Origin of the sequence: Sphingomonas echinoides ATCC 14820 (assembly GCF_000241465.1) — a bacterium.
Taxonomy (GTDB): domain Bacteria; phylum Pseudomonadota; class Alphaproteobacteria; order Sphingomonadales; family Sphingomonadaceae; genus Sphingomonas; species Sphingomonas echinoides.
Genome location: NZ_JH584235.1, coordinates 1,620,827 through 1,637,704, shown reverse-complemented (window position 1 = coordinate 1,637,704; position 16,878 = coordinate 1,620,827). Strand labels below are relative to the sequence as shown.

General features: G+C 65.1%; 14 protein-coding genes. 7 read left to right on the top strand and 7 right to left on the bottom strand.

From position 1 onward, the window contains the following. Positions 1 to 11 precede the first annotated feature (11 nt). The 4 genes from ON00_RS07685 to ON00_RS07670 form a co-directional block, all read right to left on the bottom strand. Positions 12 to 545, bottom strand: coding sequence for a PDC sensor domain-containing protein (locus ON00_RS07685; protein ID WP_010404628.1), 534 nt, complete (start codon positions 543 to 545; stop codon positions 12 to 14). A gap of 86 nt (positions 546 to 631) precedes the next feature. Continuing rightward, on the bottom strand, positions 632 to 1,567 hold the full coding sequence (locus ON00_RS19810; protein ID WP_010404627.1) for an AAA family ATPase: 936 nt from the start codon (positions 1,565 to 1,567) through the stop codon (positions 632 to 634). Continuing rightward, positions 1,567 to 2,181 carry a hypothetical protein gene (locus ON00_RS07675; RefSeq protein ID WP_010404624.1) on the bottom strand — a complete coding sequence of 205 codons (615 nt, stop codon included), beginning with the start codon at positions 2,179 to 2,181 and terminating at the stop codon, positions 1,567 to 1,569. The genes ON00_RS19810 and ON00_RS07675 overlap by 1 nt, the downstream gene beginning before the upstream one ends. 79 nt (positions 2,182 to 2,260) lie before the next feature. Further along, a complete protein-coding gene (locus ON00_RS07670) occupies positions 2,261 to 3,079 on the bottom strand; it encodes a ribonuclease H-like domain-containing protein (RefSeq protein WP_010404621.1) in 819 nt (272 codons plus the stop codon). Between the two features lie 214 nt (positions 3,080 to 3,293). On the opposite strand from ON00_RS07670, the gene ON00_RS07665 reads away from it, so the two are divergent. After that, positions 3,294 to 3,584 (top strand): hypothetical protein, encoded by a 291-nt coding sequence (locus ON00_RS07665; protein ID WP_154651295.1) that lies wholly within the window; start codon positions 3,294 to 3,296, stop codon positions 3,582 to 3,584. Positions 3,585 to 3,586: 2 nt separating this feature from the next. Here ON00_RS07665 and ON00_RS07660 read toward each other — a convergent pair whose 3' ends face one another. After that, positions 3,587 to 6,049, bottom strand: coding sequence for a hypothetical protein (locus tag ON00_RS07660; protein ID WP_010404617.1), 2,463 nt, complete (start codon positions 6,047 to 6,049; stop codon positions 3,587 to 3,589). Positions 6,050 to 6,242: 193 nt separating this feature from the next. Between ON00_RS07660 and ON00_RS07655 the strand changes: the two genes are divergently transcribed. From ON00_RS07655 to ON00_RS07645, 3 genes are read left to right on the top strand one after another with little or no spacing between them, the layout of a single operon-like run. Further along, positions 6,243 to 6,875, top strand: a complete 633-nt coding sequence (locus tag ON00_RS07655) for a hypothetical protein (RefSeq protein ID WP_010404616.1) — start codon at positions 6,243 to 6,245, stop codon at positions 6,873 to 6,875. Then, positions 6,872 to 7,699: a hypothetical protein gene (locus tag ON00_RS07650; protein ID WP_029622524.1), complete on the top strand. Its 828-nt coding sequence runs from the start codon at positions 6,872 to 6,874 to the stop codon at positions 7,697 to 7,699. Before ON00_RS07655 ends, ON00_RS07650 begins: the two co-directional genes overlap by 4 nt. Next, positions 7,696 to 9,675 carry a hypothetical protein gene (locus ON00_RS07645; protein ID WP_010404612.1) on the top strand — a complete coding sequence of 660 codons (1,980 nt, stop codon included), beginning with the start codon at positions 7,696 to 7,698 and terminating at the stop codon, positions 9,673 to 9,675. Before ON00_RS07650 ends, ON00_RS07645 begins: the two co-directional genes overlap by 4 nt. Before the next feature lie 148 nt (positions 9,676 to 9,823). Here ON00_RS07645 and ON00_RS07640 read toward each other — a convergent pair whose 3' ends face one another. After that, on the bottom strand, positions 9,824 to 11,554 hold the full coding sequence (locus ON00_RS07640; RefSeq protein WP_010404611.1) for a sensor domain-containing diguanylate cyclase: 1,731 nt from the start codon (positions 11,552 to 11,554) through the stop codon (positions 9,824 to 9,826). A 154-nt stretch (positions 11,555 to 11,708) separates the two neighbouring features. Next, positions 11,709 to 12,038, bottom strand: a complete 330-nt coding sequence (locus ON00_RS21400; RefSeq protein ID WP_211207115.1) for a winged helix-turn-helix transcriptional regulator — start codon at positions 12,036 to 12,038, stop codon at positions 11,709 to 11,711. Positions 12,039 to 12,183: 145 nt separating this feature from the next. On the opposite strand from ON00_RS21400, the gene ON00_RS07635 reads away from it, so the two are divergent. The 3 genes from ON00_RS07635 to ON00_RS07625 all read left to right on the top strand — a co-directional run bounded on the left by ON00_RS07635 (position 12,184) and on the right by ON00_RS07625 (position 16,859). Continuing rightward, on the top strand, positions 12,184 to 13,341 hold the full coding sequence (locus tag ON00_RS07635; RefSeq protein WP_010404607.1) for a chromosome partitioning protein ParB: 1,158 nt from the start codon (positions 12,184 to 12,186) through the stop codon (positions 13,339 to 13,341). Positions 13,342 to 13,569: 228 nt separating this feature from the next. Next, complete coding sequence (locus tag ON00_RS07630) at positions 13,570 to 15,270, top strand: recombinase family protein (protein ID WP_010404603.1); 1,701 nt, start codon at positions 13,570 to 13,572, stop codon at positions 15,268 to 15,270. Positions 15,271 to 15,419: 149 nt separating this feature from the next. Further along, positions 15,420 to 16,859: a tyrosine-type recombinase/integrase gene (locus ON00_RS07625; protein WP_281048003.1), complete on the top strand. Its 1,440-nt coding sequence runs from the start codon at positions 15,420 to 15,422 to the stop codon at positions 16,857 to 16,859. Positions 16,860 to 16,878 lie beyond the last annotated feature (19 nt).

Sequence of the window (16,878 nt, the reverse complement as noted above, 5' to 3'; positions counted from 1 at the left end):
GTGGTGACAGCTCAGCCGAAGCGGACCACGGTTTCGGCCGGCGCTTCCGGCTCGATCGATGCGCCGGGTTTCACGAAGCGGTTGGTCTTGAGCATCTCGCTGCCCAAGGTCGCTGCCGTGGCCTTGATCCGTTTCATCGCCAGCTTGCGGCCCGTCCCGATGTTCTTCGGCTTGCCGGGCATGCGCACGAGGGTTCCGCGCCGATCGATGGCGAAGAGCTCGTCGCTCCGGGTGCTGACCAGCACGAGTGGCGCCTCGTCGTTGGCGGCGTAGGCAACCAGCCTGTCGACGATGTCGACGCTGAGCATTTCGCGATACGCGACGGTGAAGCCCACAGGCGCGGTCGCCTTGCTGCTTGCCCAGCCCGAGTAGATGACGTCCTTGCCGAGCATCTGCGCGATGCGCGCGATTTCCGTTCCGTTCTCGAAGTCCATCGGCCGGCCCGAACAGAACGAGATGCAGTCGTTGGCCGGTTTGAACGCCGGCCAGCCCATTTCCTTCCGGAGCGCGAGCATCATGTTCTGGTGGTGAAGCAGCATTTCCATTGGTCATTTCCTCTTGGTGACGGCCTGCAGGCCGGAGCACTTTTCCCGTTTCCACGGTGCCCAACCGTGACTTCACGATCTTCCCTTCAGTTGAGTGTCCGCGGCACGTGCCGTACGGACACCGCCACCAGCGTCTCGATCGCGCGGCGCAGGCGGCGGACCGAACGCGTGTTGCGGAACAGGCGCAGCAGCATCGTTTCCGCGGTCGCCTCGAGCCGGGGTAGCGCGGCCGGCGGCAGCCCGAGGTCACGGGCAACTTCGCGCCAAAGGGTGGCGAGGACCGCCTCGGCATGCTCCGGGCCGGGCCCGCTCACCTCGACCACCTGCACCCGCGACAGCAACGGCGCCGGCAGGGCGTCGATGCGGTTCGCTGTCAGCACCCAGTTGACGTGGCTGAGGTCGATTTCAGCGGCGAGACAGCCATCGAAGTACCGTGCCGCCGTCGATCGCTCGAGCATGCCAAGCAATGTGGCGACAGGATCGCCCATATCGCCGGTGCAGGCCTTTTCGACCTCGTCGATAATAACGACCGGGTTGGCAGTGTTCGTGCGCAGCATCGCCATCGCCGGAAAGCACGGCTGCTGGTGCCGAAACCCACGCGGGTTGCCCGCCAGCTCGGCGTTGCTGTTGACGCCGGCGAACGACAGCACGGCGTCACCGCAGCCGGACAGCGCTCCAAGTCGCCGCGCCAGATGCGTCTTGCCGGCACCGGGCGGCCCGACCAGCAGCATCGGTCGCAACGACAACCACGGGCGTCCCGTCCACAGGCTCATCGCCGCCTGATCGGCGATGCGGTCGATCGCCGCCCCCATCCACGGTGCTTCCGCGCGCAGGGTCGCGGCGATGCGGGGCTCGCCACGGTGCCGAACGGGCGTCAGTACCGAGCTGCCCGCCAACGGCTTGAGCGTGGTCAGCTGTTCATAGAGCGCGCCGATCGATGCGATCCACTCGTTGGTCTCGTTGCCGTCCGACGGGATCGAGCGGCACGGGCGGACGTGCGGCTTGCCATCCACCACCTGCATCACAGCCGCACCTGTGCGTCCGGAGTTGCCAGCCAGGCCTCGGTCATGGCGGTCAGCGTCTCGGTATCTTCGCGGCTGGCCAGCCACAGCTGCCAGATTGCCTTGACTCGTGCTGCGAGATGCTCGCGGATCGCGCCGTGATTGCCGGTGCGGTGCGCTTCGGCGAGATCGGCCCGTGTCATCGGCACGAACTTCAGGTCGGCGCCGTGCGCGACTGCGTCGAAGGAGGTGGCGTTCGTGTGGCCGTAGGCCTCGGCGACATCGATCACCTCACCGGTGAACACGAGGTCGAGTTCGCGCAGCATCCTGGCCGACGCGAGTGCGTCGCGCGCGGTCTCGGCCGCGGCGATGAGCGAGGGCACGACGATGTCTTCCGCACGCCACAGCAACAATCGCCCCGGCGGGATATGGAAGCTGTCGGCCAACCACGAGATCGTCTCGACCGGGTCGTCGGTGACGGTGGTGCTGTGGGCCGCGAGGTCGAACCCCGCGCTGCCGAAGCGATAGCGAAAGGTCAGGGTCGCCGCGCCGACCAGCAGCGTGCGCGCGGGACGGTCGCCGAGAGCCGGCTGATGGATCCAGGATGTGGCGAGAATAACGGTATCGGTGGTCATGAATATTCCTCGAAATGAAAGCGGCCCGGTCACCTGAGAGGATAACCGGGCCGGCAGGGCGTTGATGGTGGTGACAGGATCAGGAGGTGGCGAAGGCGCGCTCATCCTCTTCTCTGCGCAGCCGGGCGGTGACGCGCTTCAGCGCGGCGCCGATATCGGCCTTCATTGCGCGCGGGCGACACCAGCGCATCAGCGAGCAATCGACGAAGGCGTGCAGATGCTGCAGGCCCGGCGTCGCCTCGATATGCCGGGCAAGGGCTGCCATGGGACGCGTGATCGCCGCTTCGTCGGCCGATCGCGCTGCACCCCACGCCAGATACAGGCACAATGTCGCGACCGAATCCTCCATGACATATCGGCGGATGCGTTCGTGTTCGCCTGCTTCCCACAGCGCGCCAACGTCACTGCCCGCGACATCGGTTTTTACGGGGATACCCACTTCGTCGCAAATCGAAGCCAGCCCGACCTTGCGGCCATGGCTGGCATAGAGGTCCGCGAGGTCGGCGTGCTCGCCGCCGAAGCGGTTAGCGGCAGCGTGATCGGCCAGCGCCTTTAGGCCCCACAGACGTTGGCGTTGGGCAGCGAGACGAAGAACGAGCGCATCGAACTGGCGCCCGTTATACGAGGTCACGACCTCAGCTGCGGCCATGCGCCGGTCCGCCTCGCTGATCATTGTCGCCTCGTCGCACTCTCCGGGGATCAGAACCATCGCGTCGATGGCGAACGTCCAGCTACCGCGGGATAGCCTGGCGTCCGCAAAGCCGATGGCGACTGGCTGGTGGGTGGGCCATGGCGGAAACGATCCATCCTCGACCTGCGGGGCGATGGTTTCGATATCGTAGGCCAGGATCGAGCCGGGGACGCGCACATCATCCGGCCGCCGCGTTGAACCGCGCATATTGCACCTCGTTGGTTGGAAGCGGGCAGCAGCCCGCGGGCTTGATCAGGGTGCGCGGACGGTCCGGCGCACCAGCACCTTTTTTCCATCCTTCACCCTGATCGACAGGACTGATCCTCAGTCCGTTTTCCACGACGAGCTCAAAGTGATGTCATCCGCGAGCGCAGTCGAGGCGATAGCCAGATGTTAAATCTCGGCGCGTATGCGGGCTTTCATGACCGCCGACGATCGCGACCTGCTGGAACAGAACCAACACCTTCAGGGGCCCACGCTGCTTGGGGCGCCGATCCTGCTCGGCGCAATGAAGCGAATCCCGGTCTGCGCGGTGTGTCCGTCGGCCCGCTGGTACCGAATAGCGGACAAGGCCGGCGCCGAACGGCTCGAATGCTTTTGCACCGAGTTCCGCGGGGTGATGTACGGCGTCAAGGAAGAGGCCGTAATGTCCTGCGATGCGCGGACTGACGCCCTGGATCGCCGGCAGCCGGACGGTGCCAGCGCCGGCTGATCTCAATCACCAAATCCTCGGTCCGGAAGAGGTGGCCGGTGGCGCACCACGTCTGATCGATCTGCATTCTGCGACACGCCCGGACGATCGATCTGCTGACCGGGGCGGGGCATGCCACGGCCATCGGATCGCTCGTTCGCATCCCACGCCGCCATGGCACGATCCCGGCTCGCTCGCGCCTGCCGCCAGGCACTACCGGGAGCATCTTTCGCCTCCGGCACGGCAACCTCGGCGACAACCCCGGGTCTTGCCCCAGCAAGGCGGCTGAGCGCCGCGTTGAATGTGCGGTCGTTGCGCCATGCCGTCACGAGCTGACGGATATCGGCGGGCGCGCCCGCATCAAGCGCCCAATGCTCGCCGTCGCGGCGCAAGTGATCCGGCGATGCCGAGATATAGGCATGGATCCGCGACAGCTCGCCGTTTTGAACCTGCGCGAGTTGTTCAAGCTGGTCCTGCATATGGGCAGCTGCAACGTCATCGTCCGACAAGCCGAAGCGCAGAAGAAGGGCTGCATCGACCGTTCGCAGGCCCTGCTTCTCGGCGAGGTAATGACGCTCAGTCCTGATCGCCAGCAGCAGACGATCGACCGCCTGGCGCTGGTCGGTTGCCGCGCTGATCTCGCGTTCCCTGCGTACGGTTTCATCGCGCTCGCGCTGGCGGCGTTCGTCATCAAGACGTGTCGCGTTATTGGCGCGGTCGATCACGCGATCGATGAAATCGAGATTGGCCAATATGGGCAGTGCCCCGATCGACACTTGCATCCCTATCGAAGCCGGTTGGATCGATCGGCTCGGCACCGGTCCGGTCGGTATATCATGGATCGATCTCGACACCATGACCGCTGTGACCATCGATAATTTGGGAACGATCGCCCTTGCGGTGTCTGGCGGCATGATGGCGATATGCTCGGTCTGCGCCGTGCGAAGCGGGCCGGCGAGCGGCGATGCGGGCAACGATGGAATGGCCGCCCGGGGCGGTGCGGACGGCAAGTTTGCCGACTCCAACTTGTGCATAGTTGCAAGCGGGAGTGCCGGAATTCGCAAATTTGCGATTTCGAGGCGCGCGGGGCGCGCAAGCCGTTGCGGCGGCGTCGCAGATGCGATCGTGACGGAAGAGCGGCGGGGCACTTTCCGCCCCGTCTCGACGATCGATCCGATGACCTTCGCGGGCTCGATCCTGCCCTGCTGAATTACCGCCGGCACGATGATAGACGCGGACGACAGTCGCGGCAGCGCGCCGAACGCCGGCACAGGCAGCGCCATCGTAGCGGCGACCACCCGCTCCGGAATCCGCATCGGCACCGTCGGCGTCCGGGCGAAGCGGGCGATGACAGAGCGCGCGACATACTGCGCTTTCGCGACCGCCTCGTCGGCATGGCGCAGCTCGTCGTCGATCACCGCCGCCTTCGAGCGCATGACGCGCTCATGGTTCTCCTCGTTCTGTTCGACACGCTCGCCGCTGCGCGCGCGGTTGGTGCCGGCTCCGCCGAGATGGACCTGCGGTTCGTGCGGCAGGCCGCGATCGACGTTGCTCTTGGCGGTCCACACCTGGTTCTGCCCGGCCTCGAACGACATCTCGGTCATGACGCTCGCGAACATCTCGCGGAACACCTTCATCGCGGCGGGATTGTCGAGATCGGTGCGCAGCATCTCAGCCACCTGCCATTCATGGTCCCCGGTGCGGACCAGAGGCCGGAACGACCACACGATGTGCAGGTGCCAGTTCCTCTGGTCGCCGTCCGGCGGCGGGGCGTGCAGCGTGACCAGATACGGCAGGTCGAACCGGCCGAGCGTCTCCTCTGCCCAGCGCACGCCGCAGGTCATCATCTCGTCAGGCGACTGACGATGATCGACCGCCAGGATGCCGTGCATCAGCAGCTTGGCGTTTTTCTGCGACGCCCAGTTGACCTGTTCGAGATGGTCGAACCCGCACAGGGCCTCGTCGATCGTCAGCCCGACGTTGGTCGCGACATACGGGTTGCCATCCGGATCGATAGCAGCACCGTTGTAGCAATATTTGACGACGCGCTGCGACACGCCAGCTTCCGCTGTGCGCCGCGAGTAATAGCGTATCCGCAGGAACACGCCGCGCTCGCCGCGGCGATCGATCACCGGGCCGTCATATTTGGGCAGCGCGACTGCCGAGTAGGGCCAGTGGCGCTTCCGATCCCTCGGCGGCGAATGCCGCACCTTCTTTTCCGGTCGCACCCCGGTCCTGAGCGAGCGCCACATTAAGCGGATGCGGTGGTCGCTCTCGCGCAGGTCGGCCGCGACGCTGCGCTCGGCCGCGCGCCATTCGCGAATCTCGATACGGCGAAGCTGCTTTTCCTGCCGTTCGCTTCTGAGTTGAAGCGATTGGGACGCGGTGTCGAGCTTCTTCCTGGCGAAACCGTTGGCGCTGTAGGTGGTCAGCTTCGACTGGCGGCCGAAATCGTCGCCGACGAGCGCATCGATGTAGCGATGCACCTTGGGTTGGGGGGCGTTTCGAGGAGCCCGAACGGGGGATGAGGGGTTCGCCATCGGTGAAACATTTCTTGCGCCAATCTTAGCCCCCCAACTCTACCCCTCCTGAATCCGTCATCCTTCCCGGACTTAACTCCGGGAAGGATCATCGTCCGAATCGCCCGATCATACCGCTTCCACCGAAGGAGGAAGCACCATGAATTCGCAAATTTACGAAAACGCCGATGGCCAGCCGGACATCGACCGCGTGTTGGCCAAGGCCGACGCCGATATTGCGCGGCTTGGCGAGAATCGGGCGGCCATCACCGAACGCCGCCGTGCGCTTGTCGCACCCCGATTCAAGACGGTGGTCGCCGAGCCGACCGAGGTCCACAATAAGATCGCGCTGGGCGGTGTGCTGGTGAACATCGGCCTGTCGGCGATCGACGCCGATGCGCTGGCCGGGCTGCTGGCATTCTGGGCCGACCAGGTCTGGGGCGACATGGACGAGCTGATAGACATCGATCCGTCGGTGTCGTTCGGCCAGGCGATCGTCATGATGATCGACCGCTTCGACCGCGACCTGTCTGCGCGCGGACTCTACGAGACCTGGGCGCGCCGGCTCGCTGTCTATGACGGGGATCGCGCGGAATGGCTCGCGCGCGACGCCGAGTTCCGGCTCGAGGGCGCGTGGCGCGAAGAAGGCATGACGCGTGACCAGCGCTGGCTGATCCGGGTCACCTGCCGCCTGCGCTGCATCGACGTGCCGGGGCATGTGTCGCGCGGCCATGCCGCCGACTGGCTGGAGGCGCATGGCGCCAACATGAACTATCGCGAGTTCGTGGCGTGAGCGCGTTCATGTGGACCGACCGCGACGGGCGGCGACACCAACTCGACAGCCCAGCGCCGATCGAAGCCGAGGCGGCGGCCATTGCGGAGGAGATGGATCGCTATGTCGCCATGCTCGACAATCCGGACCGCATGATCCGCGACCCGGCCCGCGCCGCGATCAGGAAGCTCCAGCCCCGGCTCGACCAGCTACGCGACGATCTTGCCCGCTGGAATGCGCATGCCGTCGCGGTGACGCGTGCCGAGGCCGCGAAGCTCGCCGAGCATATCGACCGGTTGCCGGCGATGATCGCCGACATCACGTTGGTCGTAGCGTTGCATGGCGAGCACGAACGAATTCTCGCCGCGACCGCTGGCGCGCCCGAGACGCGCGCGCAGATCCTGGCCGCGCCGATGACGGCGCTCCAGCGCCGCGCGATCGCGGCGTGCGAGTCGCGAACCGCGCCGCCTGACACGGCGACACGGGGAGAGGCGAAGGCGTGGCTCGATGAACAGACGCGCTTCGCGCGGCGGGCGCAGGCGGATGATGGCTGGTTCGCCTGGATCGATCGCAACGGGCATGCGCACCGTCTGCCCGATCCGCTCGCGATCGAGCGGGAGGTCGCGATCATCGCCGGGGAGCTCGCCGAGCTGCGCCCGGCGCTCGCCGACTCAAGCGCGCCCGACGCGCTCTACAAGGCCGTCAATGCGGCGTTCGCTTCTTGGGAGCGACTCCAAATCCTACAAGGGGACTTGGAGCGGTTCGAGTCCGAGGACACGGCCCGCGAGGACGCCGCATGGAACAATTATGCCGCCGATTGGCGGTCGAAGAGGAAGACGTCATGACTGCATATCCCGGCCCGATCTACGGGGAACGTATCGACCAGACAATGGCGACCAAGCTGTTGTATCCGTTTCGCGGCGTGTGGGCGTATGCTGATCGGCTCGCCCAACGCCCCGAGGGATGGTTCGCCGATGACCCGGACACCGACCTGGTGTCGTCGGCGGAGATGCGGCGCGCCGAGCGCGACCAGATCCGCTTCCCCGGCGTGCGCGACATCCTCGTGGTCGGACATCCCGTGGTCTCCGGCCTGTCGGCCGATCTCGCGGCCGACCGCGACCGTATTCCCGCGCCGGAGCGGGACGTCGTCGCCGGCCTGTCGGCGCTGGACGGGTTCGCGTTCGACGGCACCATCGTCACTATCGATGGCGTGCCGGTTCCGGCCGGCAAGCGGCAGACCGACTATTTCGTCGTGCTGCGCTGGCGGTCGCTCTACAGTCCGTTCGCGCTGCCGCACCTGATCTATTGCCGCGATTCCGGTGAAGTTCGCCCCGCCGATCGCGCGGCGCTCGGGATCGCCGAAGGCGAAGACCGTGACGTGATCCACCTCGTCGATCACGACGCTCGTCATGTGACCGACGAGACGCAGCTGTCGCTGCTGATGTTCAGCACCGCGACGCATCGCGACAATCTTGTCGCGCTACAGGAGAGCAACCCGGCGCTGTTCGTCGCGCTGTGGCGGCGCGACATGGTGACGGCCTGGAAGCTCGGCCGCAAGATGCGCAAGGGCGATCTGCCGGTGTCCAACCCGAAGAGCGGCATTCCCAGCCGGCTCCGCCGGCTGATGTATGGCACCGCCTTGATGAGCGAGTTCGAGCGGCTGTTCGAGATCATCGACTGTCTGCAGGCCGCAAAAGGCGTCACCCGCGACGGCGTGAAGGCGGCACTGCTGGGCTGCTCGTCGCTGACCGGGGTAGCGGCAATCGAGACCGACGCGTTCATCGCCGAAGGCGCGGCGCACGTCCGCGCTCTCCACCCGACGATGAACCCGGCATCGGATGAAGACGGCGATCGCATCGCCACCGCCTTTACCAATTGCGCGGTGTTCCGGTCCCGCTATCGCGGCGTGCGCTGGGTCGCGGGCGCCATGCCGGTGCGCTACTTCCTCGGCGTCGAGCCTGGGATGCTAGCCGCTGTCGCGCTGATCCACATGGCCGACAACATGAAGGGGCTCGAAGGCGACTATCGCCAACCTGGCCAGCACGGCCTGGAATCCGACAACAGGCTGGGCACTGCCACCATCGAACTCGCCGTCGTCATCACCGCCGGCCTCTGCCTGCCGACCGCGCGCAGCATCCTCCAGCGCGAGAGCAAGTTCGGTGGATCGGACGACGGCTGGTGCCGCGCTATCGTGCCGACGCTGATCGACAACCCGCACCTGCGCGACGAGGTGGAGAGACTCTACGAGCGCCAGCACGGCCTTACCCGCGCGCTGCCGCAGCTGGCCGAATCCGAGTGCGATCGCAAGCATCGCTCCAGCCCCTATGAATTGGCCGGCGACCGCGCGAAGCGCTGCGCCCGCCCGATCGGCGAGCCGGGATGGACGCAGGGGTTCCGGTTCGAGGCATGGCTGCGGCCCGACGCCGAGCTCGCGTTCCTGCGCAACTGCTGCCGCTACGTTCAGTACGACCCCGCGCAGGCCGTGATGCGCGATGCCTGCCTGGCAGAGCGTTTTTCCCGCAGCCCTAATGCGGAGGACGATGCGCTGGCCGAATGTACCGACCTGCCACGTCAGCATCCGCTCGAGCGGATCCAGGACCTGTTCCGCCGCTTCTTTGACCGCCTGCAGGTCGCCGAACTGGCGGCGGATCGCGCGTCCCAACATTCGCGCGCGTATCGCGAGGCCATTATCCGCGAGGTCGCGCTGCTGCTCGCCGCCGTCAGTCCGATCACGGTGGATCCCAACCTCCGCGAGCGGATGCTCGCACCGCCCGGCAAGGATCGGCAGCGGTTAGCGGTGGAGGCCTTGTGGAATCTGTAGGATTGGGTCTACCAAATGCAGGCCATTTTGTGCAGGGGTGGGACGAGCTCGTCGCACATGCCGCTCTTGCCCATTTTGATCAGCGCTTGCCAGCTGCAAGGTCATCCGTCAGGCAAGCAGTGCTTGAATGTCTGGTTGGAACAAGTCCCTATGCCGCCAACACCAACCTGTTCCGGCCGTTCGCCTTGGCATCGTACAGAGCCTGGTCGGCGATCCTGAGAAGCTGATCCGCCGTTGTGCCGGGCGTAATCGAGGCGATGCCGACACTGACCGTCGCGCGGATAACTCTCCCATCCTCGGCTCTGCAGGCGGCAGCTGCAAAGTTCGCGCGAACTCGTTCACATACCAGCTCCGCCTGCTCGACGGTTGCCCCGTCCAGGATTGCGACAAATTCCTCGCCGCCATATCGCGCCACCAGGTCCGATGTTCGCAGCGTGGATTGGAGAAGGTTCGAAAATGCGCGCAGGACCGCATCGCCTGATACGTGACCGAAGCGATCATTAACCGATTTGAAGTGGTCGAGATCGAACATTGCCAAGCAGCCGGCGCGCTGCTCCTTGTCGGTGAACGCAATCTGCCGGTCGAGTGCGAGATCGAACGCTCGCCGGTTTGCGAGCGACGTAAGCGGGTCAGTCAAGCTATCCTTGGTCAACGCGTTTTCGAGTTCCTTGCGACGAGTGATTTCACGCAGGATGCTCACCACACCGGTGGGCGTGCCTTGTTCATCGATGGTTGCGCGGGTGTGTGTCTCGAACCAACCAAGGCTGCCATCGCCGCGCCGGGCGCGGTATTCCACGATGAACGTGTCGTTGGGGGCAGCGAGTGCCAAGCGATGAACCCGAACCACCTCGGGAACGTCCTCCTCGTGGATCATCGTGTGGGGGAGCTGACCCAACATATCTTCCGGCCGGTAGCCGGCAATCGCAAGAAGAGAAGGTGAAACATACCGAATCGTCCCATCGACATCCAAGCGCATGATGATGTCGCCGGTCCGGTCGAGGATGAGGCGCGAAAGTGCCGACGCTTCCTGAAGCGAGTTGAAGAGCTGCTTGCGCCGGCGTAGCTCCGCTGCTGCCGGCAAGATCGTCAGCACCGCGACCGTTAGGTAAAACTGCAAGAACTGTGCTTTGAGGCCGTCGTCTCCGGCGATGAGTCCGATCGGCCCGGTGCCATCCAGCGTCGCGGCAATGGCAAGAACGGTGAGGATGACGATCGACGCCGCGGCACCAAGCCGACCGAGCCGGAACACCGCGACCATCATCGGCAGAAAGGGCAGGAAGAGCAGCGGGAGCCATGTTTGCGAGAACACGATCAAGGTGGCGGACCCGACCAGGAGCGCGAGAATGACGGCCTCCATCCCGTCAGCCGGTCGGGCTTTGCGAGTCCAGCCCGCCACGTCACCGCCTCTGGCGAGCATCAGCAGCGGGGTGAAGGTGACCGCGCCCAACGCGTGACCTGTCGCGAAGTGCAGCCAATTGGACAGAATCGGGCCACTGGTGATCACATGGACGATCAGACCAGCGGCTCCTCCAAGTAGCGAAGGCACCGCTAAGCCGACGATGGCGAAGAACGCGATGATCTCAGGCAGCGACTCGAAATGGCAGCAGTGCGAGACAAAACGCCGCAGCAGCAATGCGCCCAAAGCGGCCTCTGCAACATTCACGACTGCGAACGGGAGGGATGCGACGATACCCAAACCGAAGCACGCGGTTGCCGCGCCCCCGGCAACGAAGCACATAGCCAGAGGCAGCGGCCACTCGCTTCGCGGACGCACGACGAGATCGGCAAGTAGGATAGCGGTCGCGCCCCAGATGAACGCTACGCCACCGTCGAAACGCGTGTAGGCAACTGTCAGGCTGGCCGCGACAAAATAGGACATGCCAAGCAGGCCTATGTGCACGAGATGTCGGCGAGAATGCCGAAAAAGGTGGGACGCGAACATCGCCGCAGATTAGGGAAAAAAGGTTAACGGCTACCCTCATTGTGCAGCCGTGGCGCACTTGGCGATCCCGAGCGTAACGACCCAGACCCAGTCATCCCGGCCGCCTCAAATCACGCCTGGAAGCCGCCGTTTGGAGGAATTCGAGCGCCGTCCCTTCACGAACTGCCCAGCGTTCCGCAAAGGCGTAAAGTGGTATGAAATGCTGGACTAACTCGGTCCCATGCTCGGTCAGGCAGTATCCCGAGCCTTTTTCCAGTCTCACCAGTCCTGCGTGCCTCAGGTCGTTCAGTCGCGCGTTCAGGCTGCTTGGGGGAGCACCGCCGCAACGACTGCGTAAAGCCCGTGCTGTTAGCGCGCCCTCGCGTAATTCCCACATTATCCTCAAGGTCCAGCGACGACCTATCAGGTCGAGCAAGGCCATGATTGGCTTGCCCGTTTGCGATCCTCGAACCGCGCGATGGCCGGCTGAGTTCATAGCTCCGGGAAGGATCGCCCCGCGAATCGGTTGATCGGATTCCCCGCGAATACGTGGAGCATGGAGCGCCGCGGCTCGCGGGAGACCTGTCATGGCCGCAAGCAACAAGAACGAACTGCCTCTCGAGAGTCCGTCTAATGGAAACCTCGCCCTCGGCGAGGGCGAAAACATCGACTACACCGCTTCGTCTAAGCCTGGCGACGCAGCGATGGCGGATAGCGGCGCCGCGCCGGAAATCGCGAGCGAACCTGTCGTCGAACCCCAAGGAGCGGGCGAACCGGACGATGCAGCCGACGGGGTTCTCGACGAGAAAGATGCCCCTGACGCTGGCGAGGCGTTTCAGCCCGTCCCTATGCATGATGGAGAGTTCGTCCTCCGCCTTTCCGAACTCGGCGAGTGGCAGCACCACCCGAAACGCGGCTCGCGGCTGGAGGCGGCACACGGGCCGGCGCTGAAGCTGAGCGCCGCCGATCCCGCCACTCTCCGCCCGATCGTCGTCCTGCCTGCCGTCGATGGTGTCTACCCCATCGTCGATGGCCGCTTCCTGTGGGCGGCCATCCGCGAAGCGAACGCCGGCAACGAGGACATCGAGGTCCGCTGCGTCCTGTTCGACGGCGACGAGAAGGAAGCTGTCGCCGCGGTGTGCGACGCGGCGCTGGGCACGATCGACGCGAGCGCGATCGAAAAGGCGCAGGCGCTGCTCAGCCTGACCCAGACCAACGGCATCAGCCGCACCGCGATCGCCGAGCGGTATGCAGGCCTGACCATCTCGAAAGTCAGCAATATGCTGATCGCTGCCGGGATGAAGGCGGCATATCCCGCGCTCTTCGCCATACTCCACGAGCCTGACCGCGCACCGATCTCCTATGGTGTCGAACTCAACAAGGTGCGCAAGGCGATGGGCGACGACTTCCAGTCGGTGCTCGACCGCGCGATCGATCTCGATGTGAACGGCGAACGGTGCAAGCCCGCCGAGGCGTTCGATGCGCTTCAGATCGAGCGGGAGATGGGCGACGACGAAGTCGCGCCGACCGTCGCCGCCAAGCCGAAACCGATCGTGCCGATCACGAGCGAGGCGATCTTCGGCGACGACGACGCACCGGTTGCGGCCTACGAGCGTCTCGCCGACAATATCGATCGCATCCGCTTGCCGGATGCGTCGGCTATGTCGCTCGACGAGCGCGAAGCCGCAGCCGAAGCGTGCATCGTTCAGATCCGCCGTCACTTCGGCTTGGACCAGCAGGGCTGAAAGGAGGCGCGGCGGAGGCATAGGCCGTGGGCACGCCCTCATCCGGCGATCGGCGCGGGGTGTCCGGTGCCGGCGATTCGCGCCGGTACCGCTCGCCTCGTGCCGCTGGCGTAAGTGGGCCGCAATTCGAGGTCGTCGACGCTCTCGCGGACTCTTTCGCTCTGCTGCCCGGTGAGTCACAATGGCTGATGGCCCTGCTGGCCGACGACCTCGCGAGGATCCTTGCCGATGACTGACCCGATACCCTTGCGCGCCTGCGCCTATGTGCGGGTCAGCACCAAGCGGCAGGCCGAGCACGAAACCTCGCTCAACGAGCAGGAAACCGGGATTGCACGCAGCGCGGCCGAGCGCGGATACGAGATCGTCGAGACCTATATCGAAGCGGGCAAGTCCGGCATGACCGACCGCCGCCCGGCGCTTCAGCGCATGATCGCGGATGCTTGCGCCCGGCCACAGCGCTATGACGCGGTCTTCGTCTACAACTTCTCGCGGTTCTTCCGCGACGAATATGAATGCGAAGGCTATCGCCGCAAGCTCGAGAAGGCCGGGGTCAAGCTGATCTCGGCGACGCAGGACGTCGGCGAAGGCCCGCACGCCCGGCTGATCCGCAGCATCTTCACCTCGCTCGATGCGGCGTCCAGCGAGATCAACGCCGAGCAGGTCAAGGTGGTGATGAGCGCCAACGCCGAGGCGGGGTTTCACAACGGCTCCGCACCGCCGCTCGGCTATCGCACCTATGTCGCCGAGCGGCGCGGCAAGAAGGACAAGAAGAAGCTGGAGATCGATCCGGCAGAGCTACCGCTGGTCGAGTTGATCTTCCGCCTGTACCTCGAAGGCGACGGCACGAGCGAGCCGCTCGGCATCGGCAGCATGGTAAAGTGGCTGCGCGAGCGCGGCTACACCCACCGCAGCCAGCATTTTCACACCGGCTTGATCTACGCGATCCTGACCCGCGAGACCTATGCCGGCCGGCATTATTACGGCTGTCGCGACAGCCGCACCGGCAAGGTCCGTCCGCGCGACCAGTGGATCGAGGTTCGCGTTCCGGCAATCCTGAGCGAGGAGAGCTTCCAAGCCGTGCAGCAGCGCCTCAAGGCGCGCAATCCGCACATCACAGCACCCCGCTCGCACACGTCGCCGGTGCTGCTGTCCGGGCTCGGTCGCTGTGGCTGCAACGGCTGCACGTCGACGATGATGCTGATGACCGGCAAGGGCGGACGCTATCGCTATTACGCCTGCTCGAACCGCCGGAAGAAGGGCGACCTGTCCTGTGGCGGCAACAACGTGCCGATGGATCAGGTTGACGATGCCGTTGTCTCCGCGCTGGAACACCGCCTGTTCCAGCCCGGGCGGCTCAAGGCGCTGCTCGGTGAGATGCTCGATGCCTCCGACGTCGCCGACGCCGACCGTCGGAAGCGGCTCGCTGTGCTGCGCACCGAGGAAACCGAGGTCAACGCCTCGATCCGTGCGCTGTTCATGATGGTCGAGAGTGGCGCAACCACGCCCGACGATCCTTTCCTCAAGGAGCGGCTGGCGACGCTCAAACTGCGGCTGTCGTCGATCGGCGAGGAGATGGCCGCGCTCGAGCGCCAGATCGGCGCCAGGGGCGGCCGAATCACGCCGGAGAAGGTCGAGCGGTTCGCCGCCGCGATGCGCACGAAGCTGCGCGATACCGACGATATGCAGGTTCGCCGCCGCTATGTCCGCGCCTTCGTTGGCGAGGTCGTGATGAGCCGCAAGCGGATCATCATCCGCGGCCCCAACCGCGCGCTCGAACTCGCCGCCGCAGGCGATATGCCCGCCGACGACAAGGTTCGTACTTTCATGGGTAATTGGCGCACCCGACTGGATTCGAACCAGTGGCCTCTGCCTTCGGAGGGCAAGGCTGGTAACGAACGCAGGCAACCTCAGGCAAACGAAAAGCACTGACAAGTTGCTATTTCGGCTTTGTTTTTTCCAGAATTCAAGCGAGAAGGAGAACGGAGACGAACGGGTCGAACCGCCCAAGAACGGACGCAAAGGCCCCTAAAAGACCCCTAGCGGGCGGATCGAAGGGAAACAGGCATGGCTAGACGCACCTGACAGAAGCCGCAGTGGAGCGCTACCGTCGCCCGCCGACTGGTCGGACTGAGGTGTCGGACACGGAGCCTGGGCTGTTCCTTTGGATCACACCAAACGGCACGAAGTCTTGGGTGGTCATCTTCCGCCTTCCCGATGCAGGCGGCAAACGCAGCCAGCGCCGCAAGATGGTAGTCGGTCGCTACCCGGCAATGCCCGTCGCTGCAGCACGGACGGCGGCCCGCGAAGTGATGGCCTTGGCTGAGCAAGGGATCGACCCGGAAGCCAAGGCGGCGGAAGCCCGAGCAGCGGCGGAGCACGAAGCCGCCAGCCGCCGCGCGCGATCCTTCCGCACCGTCACCGAGGAATACGTCGCCGCGATGAGAGCGGGCAAGTTGATCGGCGGACGCAAGCGCGCGGTCACGCCAGGCACCGCCATCGGTCGCGAAAGCCTGCTCAATCGCTTGGTTCTGCCGACGCTGGGCGATACGCCGTTGGCGGACGTGACGCCCACGATGATTGCCCGCCTGCTTGCCCATATCGAGAAGGAAGCCGGGCCCGTTGATGCCACGCTGAAAAACGTGCGCGGCGTGTTCAAATTCGCGCAGTCGCGCGGCCTGTTTCACGGCGCACCGCCCACCGGCGGCATGACAAACCGGCAAGCGCCGGTGAAGGAAGTTCGTGCGCTGTCCGATGACGAGTTGCGCGCCGTGTGGCACGCGGCGGCTCGTCAAGGTTCAGCGTTCGGCGCGGTTATCCGGTTGCTGATGCTGACCGGCCAGCGCCGGACAGAGATTGCCGCGCTGCGCTGGGATGAGGTCGATTGGGATCGGCAGTTGTTGATCGTGCCCGCTGACCGGGTGAAGAACCGGGCGGGTGCTCACGAAGTGCCGCTTGCGGAGCCTGCGATGGCGATTTTGCGCGAGATGCGGAGCGCATATGAGGCTCTGGATTCGACAAGCGGCTTGGTGTTCCCTTCGGAAACTGGCGACACGCCGATCAGCGGCTGGACCAAGCTGCGAGAAAAGCTGGACCGGGCTGTCCGGGGCGAACTGGCGAACTTGAGCGAAGCGGAGTGGCGAGCGATCCGCGCGGGAGGCGCGCTGCGGCCTGAGACGCGCCAGCTTAAGGCAGATGCGCTCGCCAAGATCGAAGCGACGCCGCTCACCCCGTGGCGTATCCACGACCTCCGCCACACCTTCATCACCCGTTGTCGCGACGGCGAAGAGAACGCGGCGGGTGAGATCACATGGTCCGCACCGCTCGATGTGCTGCAAGCGACGGTCAATCACGAAATCACGGCAGGCGTAACGCAGCGGTATGACCACGGGGACATTCAGCGCCGCTATCGGCTGCGGAAGCGGGAACTTATGGACTGGTGGAATAGGAAGCTGCTGACCATTGTCGATGGCGTGGAGCACGAAGCCGTAGTGCTTCAACTGCCGAATCGTCGCGCATAGGCTACCCGCACGCCTTTCA

Excerpts from the sequence above, each read along its gene's own strand:
- ON00_RS07685 (WP_010404628.1), bottom strand. The coding sequence starts at position 545 with ATGGAAATGCTGCTTCACCACCAGAACATGATGCTCGCGCTCCGGAAG.
- ON00_RS19810 (WP_010404627.1), bottom strand. The coding sequence starts at position 1,567 with ATGCAGGTGGTGGATGGCAAGCCGCACGTCCGCCCGTGCCGCTCGATC.
- ON00_RS07675 (WP_010404624.1), bottom strand. The coding sequence starts at position 2,181 with ATGACCACCGATACCGTTATTCTCGCCACATCCTGGATCCATCAGCCG.
- ON00_RS07670 (WP_010404621.1), bottom strand. The coding sequence starts at position 3,079 with ATGCGCGGTTCAACGCGGCGGCCGGATGATGTGCGCGTCCCCGGCTCG.
- ON00_RS07665 (WP_154651295.1), top strand. The coding sequence starts at position 3,294 with ATGACCGCCGACGATCGCGACCTGCTGGAACAGAACCAACACCTTCAG.
- ON00_RS07655 (WP_010404616.1), top strand. The coding sequence starts at position 6,243 with ATGAATTCGCAAATTTACGAAAACGCCGATGGCCAGCCGGACATCGAC.
- ON00_RS07645 (WP_010404612.1), top strand. The coding sequence starts at position 7,696 with ATGACTGCATATCCCGGCCCGATCTACGGGGAACGTATCGACCAGACA.
- ON00_RS07640 (WP_010404611.1), bottom strand. The coding sequence starts at position 11,554 with ATGTCCTATTTTGTCGCGGCCAGCCTGACAGTTGCCTACACGCGTTTC.
- ON00_RS21400 (WP_211207115.1), bottom strand. The coding sequence starts at position 12,038 with ATGGCCTTGCTCGACCTGATAGGTCGTCGCTGGACCTTGAGGATAATG.
- ON00_RS07635 (WP_010404607.1), top strand. The coding sequence starts at position 12,184 with ATGGCCGCAAGCAACAAGAACGAACTGCCTCTCGAGAGTCCGTCTAAT.
- ON00_RS07630 (WP_010404603.1), top strand. The coding sequence starts at position 13,570 with ATGACTGACCCGATACCCTTGCGCGCCTGCGCCTATGTGCGGGTCAGC.